This window comes from Paenibacillus tarimensis (assembly GCF_021532315.1).
Taxonomy (GTDB): domain Bacteria; phylum Bacillota; class Bacilli; order Paenibacillales; family Paenibacillaceae; genus Paenibacillus_I; species Paenibacillus_I tarimensis.
On sequence record NZ_JAKGAO010000007.1, the window covers coordinates 302,045 to 325,384 of the forward strand.

The following is a 23,340-nucleotide window of genomic DNA, read 5'->3' on the forward strand; positions in this document are numbered from 1 at the left end:
ATTATTAAAATGAGCAGGTTGATCGGATATACCGAAGGTCTGGGAGGTAAGAATTTCGTGAACTACATGCTGCGCAGCCGATGGTGGAGCTTCGGCTTTAGAAGCGCCATAATGCTCTATTTTATTATCCTGATCGTGCTGCCAATACTTGGCGTCTACACACAATCGTTCTCACTGGGGTGGGCGCCGTTCTGGGAAAGCGTGAGCGATCCATTGGCGTGGAAAGCCGTACTCCTGACGATCCGTCTGGCACTCATTGCAACGGTCATCAATGTACTGATCGGAACCATGATCGGCTGGGTGCTTATCCGGTACAGGTTCTTCGGTAGACGTATTCTCAACAGTCTGGTCGACCTGCCCTTCGCACTGCCAACGGCTGTAGGCGGACTGATGATACTGCTGCTGCTTGGTCCCGGCAGCTTCGTTGGTGATGCGGCGCAGCGGCTAGGCTTCGAAATCGTATTCCATGAACCGGCGATCGTGATAGCGATGCTGTTCGTCACCTTCCCGTTTGTCATCCGGGCGGTGCAGCCGCTGCTGGAAGAGATGGATAAGGCTGAGGAAGAAGCAGCCTATACGCTGGGCGCATCCAAGGCAAAGACGTTCCTGCGGGTTATATTTCCGACTATGCTGCCCGGAATATTAAGCGGGGCTATGCTTGCGTTCTCGCGCGGGCTTGCGGAGTTCGGAGCAGTAGTCCTTGTCGCGGGCAACATCCCCGGCAAGACCTTGATTGCTTCGGTCTATATCTTTGGCGAAGTGGAGAGTGACAATCCGCAGGGTGCTGCGGCAGTCTCGATTATTTTGCTGACACTGTCCTTCCTTATTCTTTGGCTCCTCAACGTGATTCAATCGAGGAGGTCAGGCGTATGAAGAAGCTATGGATAACACTAACCTATGCCGTATTTCTGGTCCTGCTGATCGCGCCGTTAGTTCGGATTTTCTCCGGGTCGTGGGCGGAAGGCTGGGACGGCTTTATCGAAGCCCTAACCCGTCCTCAATCGCTGCATGCGCTGTGGATGACGTTCTTGATCGTTATTATTGTGACGGCTCTTAATACTTTATTCGGCGTGATGCTTGCTATCTATCTTGTGCGGGCAGATTGGCTTGGCCGCAGAATGAAGCAGCTGCTTAACAGCATTGTGGATCTGCCCTTCGCGGTTTCGCCGGTAATCGGGGGCCTGATGATTGTGCTGCTGCTTGGCCCGAATACGATAATCGGCACTTTCTTTGAGGATATCGGTTTTAAAGTAGTGTATGCAATGCCGGGGATGATAATCGCGACCCTGTTCGTCACGTTTCCGATGATGGTCCGGGAAGTCATGCCAGTCCTGCAGGAAATCGGTTCACAGCAGGAGGAAGCGGCGTCGACGCTTGGCGCCTATTCCTGGTATACCTTCTGGCATGTCACATGGCCGTCGATCCGCTGGGGCGTGATTTATGGCGTGGTGCTTACAGTTGCAAGGTCAATGGGTGAATTTGGTGCTGTGCTTGTCGTTTCCGGGAATATTATTAACAAAACTCAAACGGCAACGACGCTCGTATATCAGGATGTCGAAAATTTCAATATTGTCGCCGCCAACAGCGTTGCGCTCGTATTGGCCGCTATATCAATCGGTTTGCTGCTCCTGATGGAGTGGGCAAAGAAGCGAAAGGAAGTGCACTAAGCCATGCATATTGAAGTCAGCGGGTTAAACAAATCTTTTGGTGATTTTCATGCGGTGCGGGATGTGAGCTTCTCGATTGAGAAAGGCCATCTGATCGGCCTGCTCGGCCCAAGCGGTGGCGGCAAGACGTCGATTCTGCGTATGCTCGCCGGGCTTGAGACGCCTTCCTCCGGTGATATTGTGTTTCATGGCAAACGGGTGAATGATCTGCCGCCGCAGGAGCGGGGAATTGGCTTTGTGTTTCAGAACTACGCACTGTTTAAGCATATGACCGTCTACGATAATGTCGCTTTCGGCCTGAAGATCAAGAAGTTCTCGAAGAGCCAGATTCGCGACCGGGTTATGGAGCTCGTGGAGCTGACAGGCTTGAAGGGGTTTGAGCACCGCTATCCGCATCAGCTGTCCGGGGGACAGCGCCAGCGTGTGGCGTTTGCCCGTGCGCTTGCGCCTGAGCCGCAGCTGCTGCTGCTTGATGAGCCTTTCGCGGCTATCGATGCCAAGATCAGGCAGGAGCTCCGAACGTGGCTGAAGGAAATGATTGAGCGTGTAGGCATTACCTCGATCTTCGTTACCCATGACCAGGATGAGGCGATTGAGGTAGCGGATGAGATCATGATCATTAATAAAGGCCGTCTGGAACAAAAGGGCTCGCCTTGGGATATCTATAAAAGTCCGCAAACGCAGTTTGTGGCAAGCTTCATAGGCGAATCGACGATTGTGGAAGATGTGTCCAAGCTGAAGGGATTTGAGGAGGCGGCCGGCTGGCCGGGGGCACAGGCTCTAATCCGCCCCGAGTTTATAGAAGTCGGCAAACCTGGGGAATTCCGCTTGCAGTCTGCAACTGAGCAGGGAAAGGTCAAGCATCTTCATTTCCGCGGCAGCGAGTGGATGGTAGAGGTGGAGGTCGGCTCCATTACGCTGATTACCTACCGTTCCCTGGAGAAGGAAGTTCTGCATCCGGGCGACGAAGTGCGTGTGCTGGTGCACCGCGCCTATATGTTCAATCAAAGCGACAGCTGGATGATGGAGAACAGGCTGAAGGAAGACCCGATGCCCATTCATATCTAAATGCAGAAAGCGTTGTGTGAACGAATGAAACTAAACACATCTTCGGAGCGTGCGGACGGACGGAGCAGGCAGCCAGAAGGATCCGTGAGAAGCTCGGCGCTCTGGCGCTCCTTACTTGGTTCCGTGGCTGTACTTCTGCTGCTGCTCAGTGCCGCCTGCGCAGGGCCGGCGGAGGAAGAAGGAACCGATCCTGCCACTGCTCCTGCCAAGGGAGACGTAACGCTGGTTATTGGTGCCTACTCCGTCGCTAAGGACGCATTTGCCGAACTGCTTCCGATGTTTCAGGAGAAGTGGAAGCAGGAGACCGGCCAGCTCGTGACGTTCCAGGAATCCTATGAGGCCTCGGGTACTCAGGCGAGATCAATTGTCGGCGGCTTTGAAGCAGATGTTGCTGTACTCGCGATGGAGACGGATCTGGACAAGATTGAGAAGGCGGGTATGATTACGCATGACTGGCGTGACCGGGCATATGGCGGAATGATTACACGTTCGATCGTTGTGATCGGAACAAGGGACGGCAACCCGCTCGGGATTCGGAATTGGGAAGACCTGACCAGGGAAGGCATTAAAGTACTCTATCCTAACCCGAAGACCTCGGGGGGAGCACAGTGGGATATCAATGCCATCTATGGTGCGGGGCTGCGAATTTCGGAGGAGCGCACCGGTCAGAAGGACCCTGAATTCGCCAAGCAGTTTCTTGCTGAAATCCATGCGAACGTGGAGTCGCTTGACAAGAGCGGCCGTGCTTCGATGGCAGCCTTCGAGTACGGCGTCGGCGATGCAATCGTCACTTATGAGAACGAGCTGATAGCGCGTATCAATCAAGGCGTCGCGTATGATATTGTGGTGCCCGAGAACACGATTCTAATCGAGAATCCGGCTGCTGTAATTGATGCGAACGTGGATGACCACGGTTCCCGTGAGGTAGCCGAGGCGTTCGTTGCATACCTCGGCTCGGCAGAGGCCCAGCGTGTGTTTACAAAACATGGCTTCCGTCCAGTGAATCCGGAGGTCACCGAGGAAGTGAAGGATCAGTTTATTGAGCCTGCGGGATTGTTTGATATCGGTTATCTGGGCGGCTGGTCCAAGGTTCGTGAGGAACTGTATTCGAAGCGCGGCATCTGGTATCAGGTGCTGGCGGGTATTTAAGACACAGGACCACTGATGGGCATCCATTGATAAAAAAAGGGCTGCACACGAGTCGCGTGACTCGTATGCAGCCCTTGTTCGGTTAAACTTGGCTGTCCGCGTTCAGGATGAACTTCTCGATCACATGCCGCACGCCATCCTCATTGTTGCTTAAGGTGATGTAATCGGCAATCTCCTTAAGCGCCGGAACGGAGTTGCCCATCGCAACGCCAAGTCCAGCAACCTCCAGCATTTCCTGGTCATTCCATGCATCGCCAATCGCGATGACTTCATCCATCGAACAGCCGATCAGATCAGCCATGAATGCCACGGCATGTCCTTTGGTGCCTTCCTTATGCATGAATTCCAGGTAGTGCGCTTTGGACTTGGTGATGTGTACGCGGTCGCCGACAATTGCACGCAGCTCATCCGCTACATTGTCGAGCAGCCCGGGATCGTCGATGATCAGCATTTTGGTCAGCGGCTCAAGCAGCAGCTTGGTGTAGTCGGGCTGAACCTTGTAAGGAACATTGGAGAGCTTCGAGTAGCCCTTCACCTTGTCGTTCTCTTCGGTGGTATACAGCTCGTCACGTATGTACAGCTGCAGGTGCAGCCCCTTTTGCTCGCAGTATTCGAAGATCTGCTGGGCGGCATCAGTCGGCACACTGCGTTCATACAGCACCTGCTCGTCGATCAGATTCTTCACTAGTGAGCCCTGGTAGGTGATAATCGGTACGTTAAGCTCAATCTGGCGGGCAATCTGCTGGGCGGAAGCAAACATGCGGCCTGTTGCCAGTGTGACGGTAACCCCCTTGGCGATTGCGGCGGCCAGAGCCTGCTTGGTGGCTTCGGTAACCTGTACTTCATCGTTCAGCAGTGTATCGTCACAGTCGATCGCGATCAATTTATACATCGGTCTGCTCCACTCCTTATCCATTCTCTTCTATAACGTTTACGATCATGCATAAAGCCATATAGCCTTGATTGTAGCGGAAAAGGCGGGACTGGACAAGGGAGAACGGGCTGCGGGATACTTGTTCAAGCTGCAATAACGTATGACGGTTCCAAGCTGGGCAGGCCTCAGGCTGATTTCATCTGGCCAATAGTTGGATTATAATGACGATAGATGAAGAGGAGGATGACCTATGAATGACTGGCCAATTAATGGTCTTTCTATAAAGCTGCCCGCTGTGCTGCCTGCAATTGGAGCATTAGAGGCGCATAACAGTGAGTCTATTCAAGTAATGGAGAACCGGCTGAATGAATATATCGCGCTGGGAGGTCAAGCTGTTATGACCGGATCGGATGCGGGGGATGAGACCATACGGCTGCTGGGCCGGTGCATCAAAAGGATGGCAGGAGGCAGAGAAGGCCTGCTCTGGATCGGAATGGGCAGCGGTGAGGACGATGCGGGGCCACGGATGCGCAAGACGGTGCTGGAGCGGCGGCTGCTGCACAGCCTTGAGCTGGCGGATACCGGTGTGATGGATCTGTACCTGCTCGAGGGTGATGATCCGAACGTGCATGTCGGATATATACTGGAAGGGATGAATGCGCTGCTGCAAAAAGGGTACTGCCGGGCATTTGGCGCCCACGGCTGGAGTATGGAAAGATTGCGTGAGGCTGCACGCCATGCGGAGCGCACGGGTGTGAAGGGCTTCTCTTGCGTTAGCCTGGCTTTGGATACGGAGTATGCAGCAGGCTTGAAGCGGATTGAAGAGCCGGATGAAGCTTGGCTCGCGGAGCACAAGCTGCCGGTCCTGCTGCAGGCTCGCCCAGCCTCCGGGGAGGTATCCCGGAGGCTGCAGGAGCTGGCGGGCGGCGAAGATGCGAACGAATCAGCGAAACTGGACAAGCAGGGTGAAACCTTGCTGACCGATACTTGGCTCGACGAAATGCTCCGCCCTCCTTATACAGCGGCAGTGGCTGTTCCAGCCTTATCCGGGCAGGCGGCTGATATAGTTAAAGCTGCGAGGGAGCGGACATAGAGGAAGGCTGGGCTGATATCACTCTGCTCCCATTGTCGTACCTCAGGCGTGTATTTTCCGGGAGAGACTGCTTCTAGCGTAAGAAAGCTGTGCATACAATCTTGTTATGTGCTTGTACAGCAGGCTTCTTGGTTATTTACCGCACCAATATAGAGATACGAACTGCAGTCAATGGGATTGAACGGTCATTATGGGGTGGAAACGGAGAGATGAGCATGTATTCGACAACGACCGAGGCAAGGCGGCGGCGGTTAAGACTGCTCGTAATCGCCGGTTTGCTGGCGGCCGGAGTGGCCGGGTTCACGGGAGGGTGCTGGTGGATGGAGCACCGTTACCCGATGCTGAAGGAACCGGCGTTTGCCAACTTGGACCGGACCTATAAGGAAATCATGTCCGATTATTTGGACGGGGCAACCGGGGTTGATCTTATCCACGGGGCGGCCGAAGGAATGACAGATTCACTGGGGGATCCTTACTCCGTCTATTATACGGGAGAAGAGGGTATCAGCTATGTCCAGCGGTATGAGGACCATATCGTGGGTATTGGCGTAGAGATCCGTGAAGAAGACGGCGAATTTGTCATTAATTCCGCTATTAAGGGTGCTCCGGCCGAGAAGGCAGGGCTGCTTAAGGATGATGTCATAATTGCGATTGACGGCAGGGAGATGAAAGGCCGAACGATGACCGATCTGATCAAGCTGACGCGAGGTGAGGAAGGCACGAAGGTCAGGCTGACAATCAGCAGAAGCGGGCTGGCTGAACCATTCGAAGTTTCGCTTACGCGGGCTAATGTGCCGGTCCGTACGGTCACTTCCGAATTACTAGAGGATGGAATTGGCGTTGTGCAGATCTCCCGTTTTGCGGAGAAAACGGATGTGGAATTTAATGAAGCGGTAGACCGGCTTCTTGAGCAGGGGATGAAAGGGCTGCTGATAGATCTGAGGATGAACCCGGGCGGACTGGTTAATCCGACGATTGAGATTGCTAACCGGCTTATTCCGAAGGATAAGGTAATTCTTCAGGTTGTCTATAAGAATGAACGGAAGGAGATTACCTACCGTTCAGAGCAGAAGAAGCCGTGGACACTGCCGATTGTCGTCCTGATCGACGAAGGATCGGCGAGCTCCTCAGAGGTGCTGGCCGCTGCGCTTCGTGATTCGGCCGGCGCTAAGCTGATCGGCGTCAAATCCTTCGGTAAAGGAATCGTACAGACCTTCCAGCAGTTTAAGGACGGCTCCGTACTGAAGCTGACGGCTTCGCAGTGGCGAACCCCAAGCGGCAATTGGATTCATGAGCAGGGCATCGCACCTGATCAGGAGGTTAAGATGCCGGAGTATGCAAGGCTGCCGGCCCTGCCGACCGATGAGGTGCAGAAGGCGGGCAGTTATGGCCAGAGCGTGCAGACAGCGGAGCAAATGCTTGAAGCGCTGGGCTACAGCACAGGCAAGGCTGAAGGTATATACGATGAACGTACAGCTTCTGCGGTCACGCGCTTCCAGGAAGCGGAGCGGATTTCTCCAACAGGAACGATTACCGCCCGGACAGCGTTCCGGCTTATGGAGCGTCTGAGAGAGAAGATACAGTCCGATGATCCGCAGATGCGGGAAGGGTTGCAGGCGCTCCGTGAAGAGCTTGCCGGCCCAGTTCGATAGGTCGGCAAGCAGCTGAAAGAGCTGTCCGGTAAAGTCGGTGAGACTTTCCGGACAGCTCTTTGCGATTCATTCGAACAATTGAATTTATAATATGGAAAGCCGATCTCATAATAGCTGCATCCCGTATAATGAATGAAAGAGAAGCCCACTTCGTCACGAAGTGGGCTGGGTAGCTTCCGGCTTCTGATCAGGCGGCAGAGGCAAGGGCTGCGCTTCAGACTGCCCGGCAGGCGTTGGCGGATCTGGCTGCTCGTCAGGCTGGTTTGCGGGCTCTGGCGTGCTAACTGCCTTGACCTCCGACTCCTTCACCCAGAAGGCACCTCGGTAGGTCGGAATCAGATACCAGTCCTGCCAGCGTTCCATAGCCTGAACAGTCTGGCGGGACAGTCGTGCTGCCGTTGGAAGACGGTCTAGCGGCGAAGCGTACAGCCCGGTCGTTGGCGAAACTTCGAGCCAGGTATCCTGCAGAATCTCGAAGGTGCCTTGTACGGCAGCACCGGTGCTGATCCATCTGGAGCCGGAGGCTGTTGCGATCTCCGCCCAGTCCCCCTTGACTCTAAGAACCTCGTAGCGTCCGGGGTACACGATATCGAGCTTCGCGGATTTGAGCTGCGGCCACTTCGAAGCCCGCTCTGTCCGTGTCAGCCGGAGCTCATGGTCAGCTTGGACAGCTTGCTGCCGGCCCATCCAGAGCTTGTACCCTTCAGCGGCGAGCATCCAGCCGGTATTCTGGTGCTGCCTCCAGATCCGGTCCCACTCGGTAAGGGGCACATGAACCTCTCCGGCAGGCCGGGCCAGCTCCGGTGTCATGCCGGGACGGTCGAAGGTGCTGATAAACCAGTCGGTATAGCCTCCTCCGGACGGATTGGCCGACGGGGCAACAATGCGGTAGCCTGTCATGGTGCTGTAGCGGCGGACAAGCGCCTTATCCCGGGCGACACTGGCAGGCTTGGTGTGAAAATGCCAGTAAACAATTTCACCTGAGGAATGGTAGGCAAGCGCAAGCTCCGGTGAAGCGGCAAGGGTAGCTTCGGCCATAACCTGGGCTTCCTTGGCCTGCAGCGGTTTTACTCCTTTATAATTCATGTAATAAGGTCTAGGAGCAGGGTTTCGGATGCTAGTCCATCCAGCCGGATACTGCCTGTTCAGATCAATCCCCTTGGCATTGGCCTTCCACCGCTTGAAGTTCCGGCTGCCGCCGTTCATCTTCAGCAGCGCGGCATGATCGGCTGCCGGGAAGGCGGACAAACCCTGCTGCTGGAGGGTTACACCATCGGGGTTAACCATGGGAATAATCCGGAACGTTACATGATCAAGCAGCTCCCGAACGGAGTAGCCGTTCCAAGTCGTATCCCGGACATAAGCCTGCGCGTACCGGTCAACCATGGTCATCAGCAGAATCGTTGTGATCCACTCTCTCGCATGATGGGAGCCATTGAGCATCATAACCGCGGGTCCCCTGCCGAGATCAACCGCCCATATATCGCGTCCGTATTCGCTCTTGCCGAGGCTATGGGTCTTAATCAGCTCCGGATAAGCTTGCTCCAGCTTTTTAAGATCTCTGACCATGATCTTGTACGTGTAAGTCTGCTTCGGGTTCACGATGTAGGCCGCCGCGGCGGAGCCAGAAAAGGGCATAATGCTGATAAACAGGAGAAAGCACATCAGCATAATTAGCCCGCGCTTCGCTTGATACAGAGATAACATACGCCGGGTCCTCTCTTTCGGATAAAAAAGTCATTACAGTCGGCCTTCCGAATTTCCGAATGCGGAAACTACCACTCGCAGGGCTGATCTGACTTCATTCGACAGAGGGCAAGTCGTTTCCTCCCATGAGGAATAGAGGGATATCCGTCATCATTAGCAAGCAAAACGATGATTCGATATAATGGAAAACATGCCATGACCTGAATGGTTGATGAGCACACTATGAAGAAAAATATTGACAAATGAGAATCCTTCTCAAATAATGGAGATAAGAGTTGTGAAAATGATTCTCATTACTGGATGTAGGTGAACATATGGATTCTTCGGCACAGCAATCGCCGACCTCCGGTAAACAAGGTATACCGGCAGTTAAGGCCAGGCCTGTTAATGCCATTGTGGTTCTAATTGTGGGGACAGTCGTACTTATGCTTGCTATGGGGCTTGCCATCGCATCTGGCCCGCGGAGCATCAGCTTGGCTGAAGTATGGCGGTCGCTGATTGCTTTTAACCCGGAGCTTACCGATCATCAGGTCATATATGAGCTGCGCCTTCCGCGGACTATCGCTGCCGCGCTAGTGGGGGCCGGCTTTGCCGTGAGCGGCGCTATCATGCAGGGAATATCACGGAATCCGATGGCTGATCCCGGCATACTGGGCATTAATGCGGGTGCGACGCTTATGCTTGCAGCCTGCTTTGCATTTTTCCCGGCGCAGAGCTATCAAGGCATCATGTTATTTTGCTTTGCGGGTGCGGCCGTTTCGACAGCGCTTGTCTTCGGCATAGGCTCTGCTGTAAAGGGCGGACTTTCACCGGTGCGACTGGTGCTGGCGGGTTCTGCGATTTCGGCGCTGTTCCTGGCGGTCAGTCAAGGCATTGCACTTCATTTCCGCGTCGGTCAGGAGATGGCCTTCTGGTTTGCGGGAGGCGTAGCAGGCACCCGGTGGATCCAGGTGCAGATTGCGCTCCCATGGATAATCGCGGGTCTGCTTGCGGCATTTGTGCTGGCTCGTTCTATTACAGTTCTTAGTCTGGGCGAGGAGATAGCAGCTGGCCTCGGCCAGCGCACCGGACTGATCCGTTTTGCCAGTCTGGTCGTTGTGTTCATGCTGTCCGGCGGCAGTGTTTCGCTCGTAGGCCCGGTGGCCTTTGTGGGCTTGGTCATCCCGCACCTGACGCGATCGCTGGTTGGGGTGGACTACCGCTGGGTGATTCCCTGTACGGCCGTGCTAGGTGCCATTCTGGTGGTCGCGGGTGACTTTGGTGCCCGGATGATCAACCCTCCGAGGGAGGTTCCCCTTGGCGCCCTGATCGCAATGATCGGCGTACCTTTCTTCCTTTATGCAGCCAGGAAAGAAAGGAGGGAGTTCTGATGAGCTTCAAAAGGAGTCGCCGGTCCGCCTTCGTTATGACTGTTCTTGGCACTTTTATCGTCTTCATGTTCATGGCGAGCGCCAATATGGGGTACAAGTGGATGCCGCCCGCTGACATCGTTAAGACTCTGTTGGGGTACGGCACTGCCAAGCAGGAGCTGGTGCTGCTGGAGTTCCGGCTTCCTCGCATCGTGCTGGCGATTCTTGTAGGCGCCGGCTTAGCCGTTTCAGGAGCTGTACTGCAGGCTGTAACGCGAAATCCGCTGGCTGATCCGGCTATCCTTGGCATAACAAGCGGCGCGGGTCTGGGAGTTAACCTGTATGTGGTGTCTGGGCTAATGGGCACGTTCAGCTCGATCTTTGCTCTGCCAGTTGTCGCCATGCTCGGAGCTTTTGCAACAGCTGCAGCGCTGTACATACTGTCATACAAGCGGGGGGAAGGCATCCGACCGATCCGGATTGTGCTCGTTGGTGTGGCGCTTGCCGCCGGTATCAATGCAGCTATGATGGTCCTCGCCACAATGATGAATTCGAATGAATACCAGTTCGTGTATACATGGCTGGCAGGGACGCTGTGGGCAACGAATTGGCAGTACGTGCTTGCCCTGCTTCCATGGATCGTGATTCTGATTCCGCTGATGATGCTCTATGCACGCCATCTGAACATTATTACGCTGACAGAACAGGTCGCAATCGGACTTGGCACAGCCGTAGAGCGCACCAGACAAACCCTCATTGCTGCAGCCGTCGCTCTGGCCGCGGCCTGTGTAGCGGTAGGCGGCGGGATCGGCTTCGTGGGTCTGCTCGCACCTCATTTGACAAGAAGGCTTATTGGTCCGCAGCATCAATATCTGATTCCGGCCAGTGCGATGACAGGTGCGCTGCTGGTGCTTGCGGCAGATGCGATCGGGCGTGTAATCCTTGGTGCGACCGAGGTGTCTGCCGGGATAGTTGTTGCGATTATTGGAGCGCCATATTTTATTTACTTGCTGCTAAGAACGAGATAGCAGACAAGCTGCTTGAAGCTTGGATAAGGGAAAGGAGTGGGGATTATGAATCGATCCTGGTTAATCGACCGGTTAGGGCAGGCATCCTTCTCGCTGGTTGGGGTATTTAACACGGTGGAGGAGCCCGGGGATGAGCAGCATGCTTATGCAGTGCCCGCTTCGTGTTTCGTCTATGTGCGCGGCGGTATAGGTGAATTCGGTTTTGACTGCAGCTATTATGAAGCTTCGCGCGGAAGTGTCTTCCATATGGAAGCGGACAGGAGAATGACCGTTTCCGTACAAGGTGATATGCCGCTGGAATTTTATATGATACTCTACAGCGATGCTTCGGGAGAAATGCCTTCAGAGCCTGGCGGATCCCATTCCTTCCTGAATGCTGTTGATGTAGAAGGGGATGTTCGGGTACTGGAGGAGATGCTGCACAACTGGAATAAGCCGGGCAAGATCGAGCAGTTTCGCTCCAAAGCCCTGTTCTATACCTTCCTCTCACGCCTGCTTGCTTGTGGCGAGGAGGATTGCCCGGGAGGCCCTACAGGCGGTGGAGAGGACAAAGGAGTACATGCAGCAGCAGTATATGAAGCCGATTTCGCTTCAGAGTCTGGCTGAGCTGGCGAACCTGAGCGTGGGGTACTATGCAACCTTGTTCAAAAATCATGTCGGCATGAGTCCGATTGATTACCTGATCCGCATCCGCATGCAGCGCGCCAAGCAAATGCTGGTTACTTCACGCGCCTCGCTTAAAGACATCTCCCATCTGGTCGGTTATCAGGATGTCTATTATTTCAGCCGTTCGTTCAAGAAGCATTTTGGCTTGTCACCGAGCCGCTTCTCAAAACGGGAGTATGAGTTCTGACAACCCGAGGATATTATACTCACGAGCTGCACCCGCTCTGTTCAGCTAAGTGGTGCCATTTTGTGAAGAGCAGTCTCAATAAACGGCCCTCAAGGTGCAGCTAATCCGGTATCCGGCCGGCTGCCGGGGGCTTTTTTGTATGGGGAACACCCTCTAGGTGGTCCGTTGCCCCCATGATCAGATATAGGTTACAATTAACCTTTAGAGATGTCTGGTTACGAAATGTATCTAAACAGAAAGGCTGTTCTTCCACACCGGGGGCTGGCTGTCAAGGCAGGCTGCAGGGATTAGGCGAATTCAAATAATAATGCTCGAATTATGTATGCTACATATTGTAAAATGGATACAGCCTGTTTGGGCGGAGTATAGAGACAGATATAATAATTTGGAATGGGAGCAGTGAATCATGATGGAATGGCGTAATATCATTAGAGGCGTAGTGATGGGGATCAGTGATTTGATCCCGGGTGTCAGCGGCGGGACGATGGCCCTTGCGCTGGGCATTTACAAGCAGCTGCTAGAGGCTATTAACGGCATCTTCAGCCGCAGCTGGAAGCAGCACTTTGCATTTCTGATACCGCTCGGAATCGGCATACTGGCAGCCGTGTTCACCTTAAGCGGTCTGATGGAGTGGCTCCTTGAGCACCATCCCAAACCGACCTTCTTCTTCTTCCTGGGTCTGATTCTGGGCATAATTCCACTGCTTCTCCGGAAAATTGAGTATAAAAAGTCGTTTCGCGCCTCGCACTACCTGCTGATCGCTATAGCAGCCGTGCTTGTAGCGCTCACTGCTTTTGCCCGGGAGGACGGGCTGGATACCGCAATTAAGACCTTTACTACAGGAGATTATATTTTCCTGTTCTTTGCCGGCTGGCTTGCCAGCTCAGCCATGATCCTGCCGGGGATCAGCGGTTCCTTCGTGCTCCTGCTGCTTGGCGCTTACCCGACTGTCATTGGAGCATTGTCGGACCGGAATCTGCTGGTCATTGGGGTTGTCGGATGCGGAGTCGTGATCGGCATTCTCGTCATGAGCAGACTGATCCACTTCCTGCTCGCGCATTATACGGCAGGGACTTACGCGGTAATCATCGGCATGGTGGTCGGTTCGATTGTCGTTGTATTCCCGGGCTTTACCTCGCATATCGGTACGCTTGTGATCTGTCTGGTGACGCTTATCATCGGCTATGGATGCTCCCTGCTCATTGGTCGGTTTGACCGATAAGCTGGCATGGAGTGCCCTCTGTCTGATACATAGCTTTGCTTGCCGTCTGTTCCCTCTGTAAAAGGGAATAGACGGCTTTTTTGATATCCAGCCAGACGGAGCTTCTACCCACACATTCAAACAGATGTTTGAATAAGATGCTGCTATGAGGTATACTATAATCAAATGGATGTTTGAATGAAAGGCGGCGTTAGATATGGTTACTACTAAGCAGATCTCCCGGCAAGGCGAGCTGTGCGATATTGAATGCTTCGACGAGGTGAAGGTGCAGAGGGTTCAGCAGAGCCTGTCCGAGCAGCGGCTGACTGTGCCTGTACGGATGTTCAAGGCGCTGGCTGATGAAACCCGGATGAAAATTGCCTATGCACTGACAGTTGAAGAAGAGATGTGCGTCTGCGACGTAGCGCATGTCATTGGTTCCAGTACCGCGACTGCTTCTCATCATCTTCGGCTGCTGCGTGACAAGGGGCTGGCCAAATCCCGCAAGGAAGGCAAGCTGGTGTTCTATTCTCTGGATGACGAGCATGTACGGGAGCTTGTCCGAAACGCTGTCGCGCACGGAAGGGAGGGTGAGCTCCATGGCTAAACCGGAAGACAGACGGGACATTGCAGCAGCAGGTTCAGACGCACGGGACCGGCATGTGTACCGGGTTCAGGGCTTTACTTGCGCTGGCTGCGCAGGAACCTTCGAGAAGAAGGTGCGCGAGCTTCCGGGCGTTACGGAGGCGCAGGTTAACTTCGGAGCGGCGAAAATCACCGTCTACGGCTCCGTATCGCTTATGGAGCTGGAGAAGGCGGGAGAATTCGAGAACCTGAAGCTGTACCCCGAGCACCAGCGCGTGGAAGAGCAGCCTAAGGAGCCGTTCTGGCGAAACAAGGCGGTGCTGACTGTTATCGCATCCGGCCTGCTGCTCGCTGCAGGGGTGATTGCCCTCTGGCTGCAGGCTTGGGAGGAGAGCATGTTATCTATTATGCTCTTTGCTGCCTCTATTATCACAGGCGGGTACAGCCTGTTTATTAAGGGGTTTAGCAATCTGGCCAGACTTCGCTTTGATATGAACACGCTCATGACAATTGCGGTAATTGGTGCTGCCATCATTGGCGAATGGAGCGAAGGAGCAATTGTCGTGCTTCTCTTTGCGGTCAGTGAGGCGCTGGAGTCCTATTCGATGAACAAGGCTCGTCAGTCGATCCGCTCTCTGATGGATATTGCCCCTAGGGAAGCGACAATTGAGCGGGACGGCCGTCAGATCTCCATTCCTGTGGAGGATATTCGCGTGGGTGACCGGATGGTTGTCAAGCCTGGACAGAAGATTGCGATGGACGGTGTGATTCTAAGCGGAGAGTCCGGCATCAATCAGGCGGCCATTACAGGCGAATCGATTCCTGCATGGAAGCGGGATGGAGATGAGGTATTTGCCGGAACGATCAATGGCGAGGGTCTGCTGATGATTGAGGTCACACGGACCTCGGTGGACACGACACTGGCCAAAATTATTCACCTGGTCGAGGAGGCCCAGGCGGAGAGGGCGCCTTCCCAGGCATTCGTTGACCGGTTCGCCCGCTACTACACGCCGTTCATCATGCTGGTGGCACTCGGCGTAGCGGTTTTGCCGCCCTTAATCGGCGGAGCGGATTGGTCACATTGGGTATATGAGGGTCTCGCTGTTCTTGTTGTTGGCTGCCCCTGCGCCCTGGTGATTTCGACGCCAATTGCGATTGTTACGGCGATAGGCAGCGCAGCGAAGCGCGGCGTGCTGATCAAGGGCGGTGTATACCTGGAAGAGGCCGGGAGAATAAAGGCGGTCGTATTTGATAAGACAGGCACGTTGACCCGCGGTGTTCCAGTTGTAACCGACCTGGTACCGGTAGGTGAAGCGCCGGTACAGACAGCGCTTGGCAGAGCTGCTGCAGTCGAGAAGGGCTCCACGCATCCGCTGGCCGCTGCCATCGTTCGCAAAGCTGAAGAGAGCGGGGCCGTTTCGCCGCAGGCCGAGAGTTTCAAGTCCATGACAGGGCTTGGCGCCCAAGCGGCGGTAGAAGGAAGCTTGTATCAGGTAGGCAGCCCCAAGCTGTTTGCGGAGCTGCTTGCCGATTCGCGGCAGTACGGCGGCTTGACGGAACAGATCGAGAGGCTCCAGGCGGAGGGCAAGACGGTCATGGCTGCCGGCACCGATTCCCGGATTGAACTGCTGATTGCGGTGGCGGATGAGCTGCGCGCTGCGAGCAGGCAGACGATAGCCGCACTGAAGCAGGCAGGCGTTATGCATACGGCTGTGCTGACCGGTGACAACCGGCTGGCTGCGGAGGCAGTGGCTGCCGAAGTCGGTGTGAGTGAATACAGGGCTGAGCTGCTGCCGCAGCATAAGGTAGAAGCGGTGAAGGAGCTGAAGGAGAAGCACGGCAGGGTGGCGATGGTTGGGGATGGAGTTAATGACGCGCCCGCGCTTGCTTCGGCTGATGTAGGGATTGCTATGGGAGGAGCCGGCTCGGACGCTGCGCTTGAGACAGCGGATATTGTACTGATGGCCGATGACCTGGAGAAGCTGCCGTTCACGATAAGGCTAAGCCGCAGGGCGCTTGGTGTAATCAAGCAGAATATTGCTTTCTCACTAGCGATTAAGGCTGCAGCTCTGGCACTATTAGCCCCAGGCCTCCTGACCCTCTGGATTGCCATACTGGCCGACATGGGCGCAACGCTCGCCGTTACGCTGAACAGCATGCGGCTGCTTCGGGTGAGGAGCGAGGGGCAAGACAGCCAGCAATAGACAGCTTGAAGGATGGACAGAACAGGGGGGCCGGGAACGGTCTCTTCTGTTTTTTTGATTTTATACCGGAAGTTGCTGTAAAATACTAGTAGGCATCTGTGAACGCTAGAATTAGAGTGAGTATATGGAACGAAAGTAGGTAGAGTTATGAAGAAATTTCTGAAAGAGTGGGTACCGGTACTGGCCCTTGCACTCATCCTGTCTCTGACGATCCGCTCTTACGTAGCGGAAGCCATGGAGGTACCAACGGGGTCTATGCTGCCAACTATCCAGATTCACGACCGGCTCGTCGTGGAGAAGCTGCCTTGGGATGTGAAGCTTTCCTTCCAGGACATCGTTGTGTTCTACCCTCCGGTTGCGAATGAGGACAAGCGCTATGTGAAAAGACTGATTGGCCTGCCGGGCGACACGATCGAGGTGAAGGACGGTACCCTGTACCGGAACGGGACAGCTGTAGAGGAGCCCTACATCATGGAGCCGATGCAGTATACGTTCGGGCCGGTTGAGGTTCCGGAAGACCATTATCTGTTCCTTGGAGATAATCGCAATGACAGCTTTGATTCCCATCTGTGGGACACCCCCTTCGTGAGCAGGGATGCGCTGGTGGGCAAGGTGCTGTTCGATATCCCAACGCATCTCCTATACGGCGAATAAGCTCCGCATAAGAGCCAAATGTTAACTTAAAGCCAGTTCTCTTCAGAGACTGGTTTTTTGGTATGGCTCCCCGGCTGCAGAATTTGTAGACTGCTGCCGAAGCTGTTACACTGGTTTGGACAGACAATCGGACAGTATAATGGCGGGGATAAAGGAGAAAGCGGCATGGATAGAAATGATCTCAGGCAGCAGAAGGCCGGAACGGCGGCTGATGCAAATATTCAGTACGAAGAGGGACGGCAGCGCAGCATTCTGATCGTTACGGCAGTAGAGGCAGAACGTGAAGCTGTACGGCGCGGGCTTGGACAAGACGGCAGGTTCGAGGTGGTGGCAGGGGGCGTCGGGCCGGTTGCTGCGGCTGTATCCACAACAAGGACGCTTGCATCCGCCTCAGACCGCTATAGTCTGGTCATCAGCGCGGGCATAGGGGGCGGCTTTGCCGGCCAGGCGGATATCGGCTCTATTGTAGTCGCAAGTGAAATCATCGCAGCAGACCTGGGTGCGGACACGGCGGATGGCTTCAGCAGCCTGGAGCAGCTCGGCTTTGGAAGTTCGCGGATTGGCACAGATCAGGCTGTCTCTCAGCGTCTGGCAGAAGCCTTGCGTGCGGCAAGCATTCCAGTCCGGCATGCGCCTGTCTTAACGCTGGCCACAGTTACCGGAAGTGCAGAGAAGGCAGAAGAACTGGCAGTGCGGGTGCCTGGAGCAGCGGCAGAAGCGATGGAGGGCTTCGGGGTAGCCTATGCCGCATCGGTGTTTCAGCTGCCCGCTATGGAGCTTAGAGCGATCTCCAATGCGGTTGGTCCACGGGACCGTGCGGCTTGGCGGATTCCGGATGCGCTGCAATCACTGGAGTCGGCATGCGCCGTGTTAAGGGAGGTAATGTAACGATGAAGATTGCTTATTCACCGTGTCCGAATGACACGTTCATATTCCATGCCTGGGCCAGCGGGTTAATTCCCGGGGCACCGGAGCTTGAGGTCATGTTCGCAGATATAGATATAACCAATAACCTGGCGGCGGAGCGTCAAGGTCCTGAAGTGATGAAGATCTCTTATGCCGCGCTTCCCTGGGTGCTGGAGGATTATGCACTGCTGCCCTGCGGCGGGGCGCTCGGCCGCGGCTGCGGACCTCTGGTGCTAACTGCAGGCGGAGACGGGCAGGCAGGCACGCCGGGTTGGCTGTCCGGCAAACGTGTGGCCGTCCCAAGCGAACGCTCCACAGCTTATCTGCTCTTCAGGCTGTGGGCGGCCCAGCAGGTACCAGGCGGTATCGGCGAGATCGTCGTCATGCCCTTCCATGAAATTATGCCTGCGGTACGGGACGGACGGATAGACGCAGGTCTTGTTATTCATGAAGCGCGGTTTACATATCAGAATTACGGGCTCACCATGCTGACAGATCTCGGAAGCTGGTGGGAGTCTGATACAGGCCTGCCGATTCCGCTCGGTGCCATTATTGCCCGCAGGGATATGGATACCAAGGCGCTGACGAAGTATATACGAGCTTCGCTAGATTTTGCCTGGGCAAATCCCGAAGCCTCACGTGACTATGTCATGGCGCACGCTCAAGAAATGTCGCCAGAGGTAGCCAAGCAGCATATTGACCTCTATGTCAATTCTTTCTCATCCAACCTTGGCAGCGACGGGTATGCGGCGGTGGAGGCGCTGCTCACACGGGCAGCCGCCGAGGGTTTGGTGCCAGCAGTTGATCCGGCCATGCTCAGAAGCCGCTGATCACAGCGTGAACGAAAAAAAAACGGCAGTTCAAGCCTGAAGGCTGCTTCAGGTCTGGACTGCCGGTTTGCTGTTAGGGGGCTGCTCCGGCCCCTTAACGGTGATTAGCTTCATACTTAGTCCCTAGTTCACGCCGGGTGAGCCGTTGCTCATATTTTTGCCGTAGAAGATTTCATCCATCTCAAGCGTCAGCCGCTCCGTAATCTCGGCCTGTTGTTCTTGTGTCAGCTTATCCTTCGTATAGCCGAAGAGATAATTGTTCAGATCGAACTGCTTCAGCTTGCATTTGGTATGGAAGATGTTCTCCTGATAGACATTGACGTCGATCATATCGAATTCTTCCTTCACTTCATCCGGAATATAGTTCTGGATGGAGCTGATATCGTGGTCGATAAACAGCTTGTGTCCGTGGATATCCCTTGTGAAGCCGCGCACCCGGTAGTCGATCGTCATAATATCGGTATCGAAGGAATGAATCAGATAATTGAGCGCCTTGAGCGGTGAAATCTCCCCGCAGGTCGAAACATCGATGTCTGCCCGGAAGGTACTGATTCCTTCGTCCGGATGATATTCGGGATAGGTGTGTACGGTAATATGGCTTTTGTCGAGCTGCAGCACAACCGATTCGGGCAGCGGGCCGGGCGATTCATGATAGGCCTCGTTCGGCACTTCCACAATCGGCCCTTCAGAGACGAGTACGGTTACACTTGCACCTTGCGGCACATAATCCTGCTGGGCGACATTCAGCACGTGGGCGCCAATAATGTCGGCCACATGCTTGAGGATTTTCTTCAGACGGTCGGAGTTGTACTGCTCATCAATATATTCAAGGTATGCTTCCCGTTCTTCCTTGGTTTCCGTAAAGCAAATATCATACATATTAAAGCTCAATGATTTCGTAAGATTATTGAAGCCGTGAAGGGTAACTCGCTGTTCCGGTGTAAGTACCATTGTTTTTTTATCCCTCATTTCTTTAACCAGATGTTTGATTTGTTGTTATATTACCCATAAAATAAGCCGTTCATCGCCTGAAGCGACAATTTTTGCAAAGAAACAGCAAAAAACCTCTGCAGCAAGGCTTGTGCCTTGTCTACAGAGGTTTCAGAACTGCTTATCCGGTTACCCGCTTCACAATCTCCAGTACATTCAGTCGGGACAGCTTGGTGCCCCCGGTTGAAATTACGTTCACCGTCGCATGGGCGAGGGCCAGAGGAATACTGCAGAACTTCAGGGCCGGGCCCGGTTTCAGATCCGCTATATAGCTGTCTGCCTGCTGCAGGTTGCGCTTCGCATAGCGGATCATCTCTTCGTTATCCCAGCCTTCCGGGTAATAATCGACTCCGCGCTCCAGATCCTCGTTCCGGTTGCGGAGAATGTTGACGGCTTGCAGGCCGCGTCCAAAGGCAACCGCTTTGACAGGATCCGACTCCGTACCGTCAAACCACAGCCACAGCTCGGACAACATTTCGCCCACCATGCCTGCAACGCTGTAAGTATAGGCATCCAGATCCGCTTCCGTATGAACGGTCCATCTGCGGTGAACCCATTCAGCCATCTGCTCGGACATCATCGTGATGTACCGCTTCACAATATCCTGCGCCGACGAAGGGCAGAGCATCAGCCAATCATAGATTCGAACCGATACAGGGGGCAGAATATTCGAGTGCGGGATAAGAAGTGCTTCCAGCTGGAGCTTAGGTTCTAAGCCGCGAATGGCCTCGCTCACTCCGCGAAGAAGGTTAATTTTCGTCTGATCGGGAAGATCCGGATGATCCTCAATCTCATCGATTGCGCGCATGCACAGGTAAGCTGAGGCAACTGCTTCCTTAAGACCCGGCTCGAGGCGGCTGATAGGTATGTAGAACGTACGGCTTGTCTTCTTCAGCATCGACATGGCGCCATTCACAATCGCTTTAGTAATAACACGTCACTCCAATAACTCTTTTGTAGTTATCTTCATGATACTATACTTTGGGTGGATTATCTAATCGATGCCTGCTTGTCATCATGAAGATAAAGTTTATTACTATTACACGTATAGCCAACCCGGTAATCAGTTAAACGCTGCAGCCAAGAAAAATAAGACAACTGCGAGCAGCGCTCTCTCCCGATGGGGAACAATTAATGTTAGGGAAGCGCGGGGCAGCATGGCAAGGAATCAGCTGTGTTGCTGGCCGCCTGTTTCCATGTTAAGGTAGTGTAAGCGTATTTATTTCAGGATGAGGAGTGGAAGCCATTGCGTGAAGCTTATGAGTCATTGAGTGCGGGGAGACTGGCAGAGCTTCACGGGGAGCTTAGCCGGCAGTATGAAGCGGCGGTGAAGGAGCAGCTGTCCTTGGACATGTCCAGAGGCAAGCCTGCTCCTGAACAGCTGGACCTTTCCATGAAAATGCTGGATACCGTCCGTTCAGATAATCTTCATGATGTGGAGGGTTCCGATGTCCGCAACTATGGGGGACTGGACGGGATCAAGGAAGCGAAAGTACTCTTTGCCGGCTTGCTAGGGGTACGTCCGAGTGAAGTAATGGTTGGCGGTAATTCAAGTCTCGCCATGATGCACGACACAGTAGCAAGAGCCCTTCTGTCGGGCGTGTATGGAGGTGAGGTGCCCTGGGTTAAGGTGCCTGGCATCAAATTTATCTGTCCAAGCCCGGGTTACGACCGGCATTTCGCGATTTGCGAGCATTTCAATATCGATATGATTATCGTGGATATGCTGGAAGACGGCCCTGATATGGATACGGTAGAGCGGCTTGTCCGGGAAGATGCCAGTATCAAGGGGATGTGGTGCGTGCCAAGATACAGCAACCCTGAAGGGACTACCTATTCGGATGAAGTGGTTCGGAGACTGGCAGAGATGAAAGCCAAGGCCCCGGATTTTCGCATTTTCTGGGATGACGCCTACTTTGTTCATCACTTGACCGGTGAACCCGCTGAGCTTGCTAATATGTTAGAGGCCTGCAGAGAAGCGGGCAACCCGGACCGGGTATTCATGTTCGCCTCCACCTCCAAGGTAACGTTCCCCGGATCGGGTGTAGCCGTAATGGCGGCGAGTGAACAGAACCTGGATACGATACGCAAGCAGCTGTCCTACCAGACAATTGGTCCGGATAAAATCAACCAGCTTCGTCACGTCCGTTATTTTCCGGATAAGGATGCGCTGCATGAACATATGAGAAAGCACGCGGCCATTATCGCGCCCAAATTCGATGCTGTCCTGCAGATTCTGGAAGAGGAACTGGGAGGCAAGGGAATTGCGGATTGGAAGGCTCCGAAGGGCGGTTATTTCATCAGCCTGAATACGATGGACGGCTGTGCCAGCGAAGTAGTCCGGCTTGCCGGTGAAGCGGGCATAACGCTGACCAAGGCAGGAGCGACATATCCTTACGGAAAGGATCCGAGGGACCGGAATATCCGGATAGCGCCGACCTTCCCGACGTTTGAGGAGCTGAAGAAGGCGATGAGAGTGCTCTGTATTTGCGTTCAGCTGGTAAGCGTACGCAAGCTGCAGGAGACATTTGCATAGAGGATATGATAAGATTTCGGCGAGCGGCGGATACTCACGGCCCTTTGCACCGTGATGTCGCAGCCGGCAGTCGTGCGATCAACGACGTACGGGGCCAGACGGATCGGATCAGCATGCTGCAGCAGCCGTATTCCAGAACATTTCTGCACCCGCATTAAAGTAGAGAAGGGACAGTCCTTGTCATTCAGATGACCAGGACTGTCCCTTTATGATTTTCTGTCAGCAGATTAGAACGACACGGCAGCTTCCACTGCCTGCTGAATACCCTCTTCTACAATCTGCTGGGCGCGGTCAGGGAATTGGTTGTGACCTTCGACAATTACACTGGTAATATCAGATACTCCCCAGAATCCTAGAGCGGACGTCACAAACTTTACAGCCATCTCCACATTTTGGGCCGGGCCCTCAGAATATACACCGCCTCTGGCGTTCAGAAGAGCAACCTTCTTGTCTTGGAGCAGGCCGACAGGTCCTTCCTGCGTATACTTAAAGGTTTTGCCAGCTTGGCTGAGGTAGTCAATATAAGTATGCAGTACTGCCGGCACAGTGAAGTTCCACAGCGGGAAGGCAATCACTACTTTATCAGCTTCAAGGAACTGATTGAGATACCGGTTAACAAGCGCCGCTGCTTCTTCTTCCTGAGCCGTCAGCTCCATGCCTCTTGCTTGCTTGAACATACCGTTAATCATCGTAGCGTCATAGTAGGGAAGGTTTTCCGCGAAGAGGTCCAGCTCCGTAACGGTATCCTGCGGGTGGGACTCCTTGTAGCTGTCAAGGAAAGCATGGTATAGCTTTACGCTTACCGCCTGCTCGATTGAACGTGAGTTTGCTTTGATAAATAGAACATTAGCCATTGATGTAATCTCCTTCTTCTGCAGGGATAGTAGATAGAGTAGGTTGTTTTCGCTTAACATTAGTAAGTTACACGATTGATGTACGTACAAGAAGATACTATATAAAAATGTTTAGAAAGTCAACTGGTTGCTGCACATTC

The 23,340-nt window shown here is 54.1% G+C and carries 23 protein-coding genes; 18 read left to right on the forward strand and 5 right to left on the reverse strand.

What is annotated here, in order from left to right:
- Positions 1-66 precede the first annotated feature (66 nt).
- From cysT to L1N82_RS08090, 4 genes are all read left to right on the forward strand, one after another.
- Positions 67-873, forward strand: a complete 807-nt coding sequence (gene cysT / locus L1N82_RS08075; RefSeq protein WP_407946723.1) for a sulfate ABC transporter permease subunit CysT — start codon at positions 67-69, stop codon at positions 871-873.
- Positions 870-1,667, forward strand: a complete 798-nt coding sequence (locus L1N82_RS08080) for a sulfate ABC transporter permease (RefSeq protein WP_235286864.1) — start codon at positions 870-872, stop codon at positions 1,665-1,667. The genes cysT and L1N82_RS08080 overlap by 4 nt, the downstream gene beginning before the upstream one ends.
- Before the next feature lie 3 nt (positions 1,668-1,670).
- Positions 1,671-2,735 (forward strand): sulfate/molybdate ABC transporter ATP-binding protein, encoded by a 1,065-nt coding sequence (locus L1N82_RS08085; RefSeq protein WP_235286865.1) that lies wholly within the window; start codon positions 1,671-1,673, stop codon positions 2,733-2,735.
- 84 nt (positions 2,736-2,819) lie between these two features.
- Positions 2,820-3,884: a sulfate ABC transporter substrate-binding protein gene (locus L1N82_RS08090; RefSeq protein ID WP_407946725.1), complete on the forward strand. Its 1,065-nt coding sequence runs from the start codon at positions 2,820-2,822 to the stop codon at positions 3,882-3,884.
- An 82-nt stretch (positions 3,885-3,966) separates the two neighbouring features.
- On the opposite strand, the gene L1N82_RS08095 is transcribed toward L1N82_RS08090, so the two are convergent.
- Complete coding sequence (locus L1N82_RS08095; protein WP_235286867.1) at positions 3,967-4,776, reverse strand: Cof-type HAD-IIB family hydrolase; 810 nt, start codon at positions 4,774-4,776, stop codon at positions 3,967-3,969.
- 232 nt (positions 4,777-5,008) lie between these two features.
- Between L1N82_RS08095 and L1N82_RS08100 the strand changes: the two genes are divergently transcribed.
- Together L1N82_RS08100 and L1N82_RS08105 are read left to right on the forward strand one after the other, a co-directional pair.
- The gene (locus L1N82_RS08100) at positions 5,009-5,851 is read left to right on the forward strand and encodes an aldo/keto reductase (RefSeq protein ID WP_235286868.1); all 843 of its coding nucleotides are present in this window, start codon (positions 5,009-5,011) and stop codon (positions 5,849-5,851) included.
- 209 nt (positions 5,852-6,060) lie between these two features.
- Positions 6,061-7,503 carry a S41 family peptidase gene (locus tag L1N82_RS08105; protein WP_235286869.1) on the forward strand — a complete coding sequence of 481 codons (1,443 nt, stop codon included), beginning with the start codon at positions 6,061-6,063 and terminating at the stop codon, positions 7,501-7,503.
- 153 nt (positions 7,504-7,656) lie between these two features.
- Here the strand turns inward: L1N82_RS08105 and L1N82_RS08110 are convergent, their stop codons facing one another.
- Positions 7,657-9,210: a M14 family metallopeptidase gene (locus L1N82_RS08110; RefSeq protein WP_235286870.1), complete on the reverse strand. Its 1,554-nt coding sequence runs from the start codon at positions 9,208-9,210 to the stop codon at positions 7,657-7,659.
- A 314-nt stretch (positions 9,211-9,524) separates the two neighbouring features.
- On the opposite strand from L1N82_RS08110, the gene L1N82_RS08115 reads away from it, so the two are divergent.
- The 10 genes from L1N82_RS08115 (at position 9,525) to L1N82_RS08160 (ending at position 18,820) form a co-directional block, all read left to right on the forward strand.
- Positions 9,525-10,580: a FecCD family ABC transporter permease gene (locus L1N82_RS08115; RefSeq protein ID WP_235286871.1), complete on the forward strand. Its 1,056-nt coding sequence runs from the start codon at positions 9,525-9,527 to the stop codon at positions 10,578-10,580.
- A complete protein-coding gene (locus L1N82_RS08120; RefSeq protein ID WP_235286872.1) occupies positions 10,580-11,587 on the forward strand; it encodes a FecCD family ABC transporter permease in 1,008 nt (335 codons plus the stop codon). The genes L1N82_RS08115 and L1N82_RS08120 overlap by 1 nt, the downstream gene beginning before the upstream one ends.
- A gap of 45 nt (positions 11,588-11,632) precedes the next feature.
- Positions 11,633-12,193: a hypothetical protein gene (locus L1N82_RS08125; protein ID WP_235286873.1), complete on the forward strand. Its 561-nt coding sequence runs from the start codon at positions 11,633-11,635 to the stop codon at positions 12,191-12,193.
- Positions 12,147-12,440 (forward strand): helix-turn-helix domain-containing protein, encoded by a 294-nt coding sequence (locus L1N82_RS08130; RefSeq protein WP_235286874.1) that lies wholly within the window; start codon positions 12,147-12,149, stop codon positions 12,438-12,440. The genes L1N82_RS08125 and L1N82_RS08130 overlap by 47 nt, the downstream gene beginning before the upstream one ends.
- A 406-nt stretch (positions 12,441-12,846) precedes the next feature.
- A complete protein-coding gene (locus L1N82_RS08135) occupies positions 12,847-13,662 on the forward strand; it encodes a DUF368 domain-containing protein (protein ID WP_235286875.1) in 816 nt (271 codons plus the stop codon).
- A gap of 196 nt (positions 13,663-13,858) precedes the next feature.
- Complete coding sequence (locus L1N82_RS08140) at positions 13,859-14,248, forward strand: ArsR/SmtB family transcription factor (protein ID WP_235286876.1); 390 nt, start codon at positions 13,859-13,861, stop codon at positions 14,246-14,248.
- Complete coding sequence (locus L1N82_RS08145; protein WP_235286877.1) at positions 14,241-16,430, forward strand: heavy metal translocating P-type ATPase; 2,190 nt, start codon at positions 14,241-14,243, stop codon at positions 16,428-16,430. The genes L1N82_RS08140 and L1N82_RS08145 overlap by 8 nt, the downstream gene beginning before the upstream one ends.
- Positions 16,431-16,577: 147 nt before the next feature.
- Positions 16,578-17,084 (forward strand): signal peptidase I, encoded by a 507-nt coding sequence (gene lepB, locus L1N82_RS08150; protein ID WP_235286878.1) that lies wholly within the window; start codon positions 16,578-16,580, stop codon positions 17,082-17,084.
- A 165-nt stretch (positions 17,085-17,249) separates the two neighbouring features.
- On the forward strand, positions 17,250-17,972 hold the full coding sequence (locus L1N82_RS08155) for a futalosine hydrolase (protein ID WP_235286879.1): 723 nt from the start codon (positions 17,250-17,252) through the stop codon (positions 17,970-17,972).
- 2 nt (positions 17,973-17,974) lie between these two features.
- Positions 17,975-18,820, forward strand: coding sequence for a 1,4-dihydroxy-6-naphthoate synthase (locus L1N82_RS08160; RefSeq protein ID WP_235286880.1), 846 nt, complete (start codon positions 17,975-17,977; stop codon positions 18,818-18,820).
- A 123-nt stretch (positions 18,821-18,943) separates the two neighbouring features.
- Here L1N82_RS08160 and speD read toward each other — a convergent pair whose 3' ends face one another.
- Both speD and L1N82_RS08170 read right to left on the reverse strand, forming a co-directional pair.
- The gene (gene speD, locus L1N82_RS08165) at positions 18,944-19,771 is read right to left on the reverse strand and encodes an adenosylmethionine decarboxylase (protein ID WP_235286975.1); all 828 of its coding nucleotides are present in this window, start codon (positions 19,769-19,771) and stop codon (positions 18,944-18,946) included.
- Positions 19,772-19,931: 160 nt separating this feature from the next.
- On the reverse strand, positions 19,932-20,714 hold the full coding sequence (locus tag L1N82_RS08170) for a squalene/phytoene synthase family protein (RefSeq protein ID WP_235286976.1): 783 nt from the start codon (positions 20,712-20,714) through the stop codon (positions 19,932-19,934).
- Positions 20,715-21,056: 342 nt separating this feature from the next.
- On the opposite strand from L1N82_RS08170, the gene L1N82_RS08175 reads away from it, so the two are divergent.
- Positions 21,057-22,346, forward strand: a complete 1,290-nt coding sequence (locus L1N82_RS08175; protein WP_407946717.1) for an aminotransferase class I/II-fold pyridoxal phosphate-dependent enzyme — start codon at positions 21,057-21,059, stop codon at positions 22,344-22,346.
- 5 nt (positions 22,347-22,351) lie between these two features.
- Positions 22,352-22,504: a hypothetical protein gene (locus L1N82_RS08180; RefSeq protein WP_235286881.1), complete on the forward strand. Its 153-nt coding sequence runs from the start codon at positions 22,352-22,354 to the stop codon at positions 22,502-22,504.
- A gap of 69 nt (positions 22,505-22,573) precedes the next feature.
- Here the strand turns inward: L1N82_RS08180 and L1N82_RS08185 are convergent, their stop codons facing one another.
- Positions 22,574-23,200: an FMN-dependent NADH-azoreductase gene (locus tag L1N82_RS08185; RefSeq protein WP_235286882.1), complete on the reverse strand. Its 627-nt coding sequence runs from the start codon at positions 23,198-23,200 to the stop codon at positions 22,574-22,576.
- Positions 23,201-23,340: the final 140 nt, after the last annotated feature.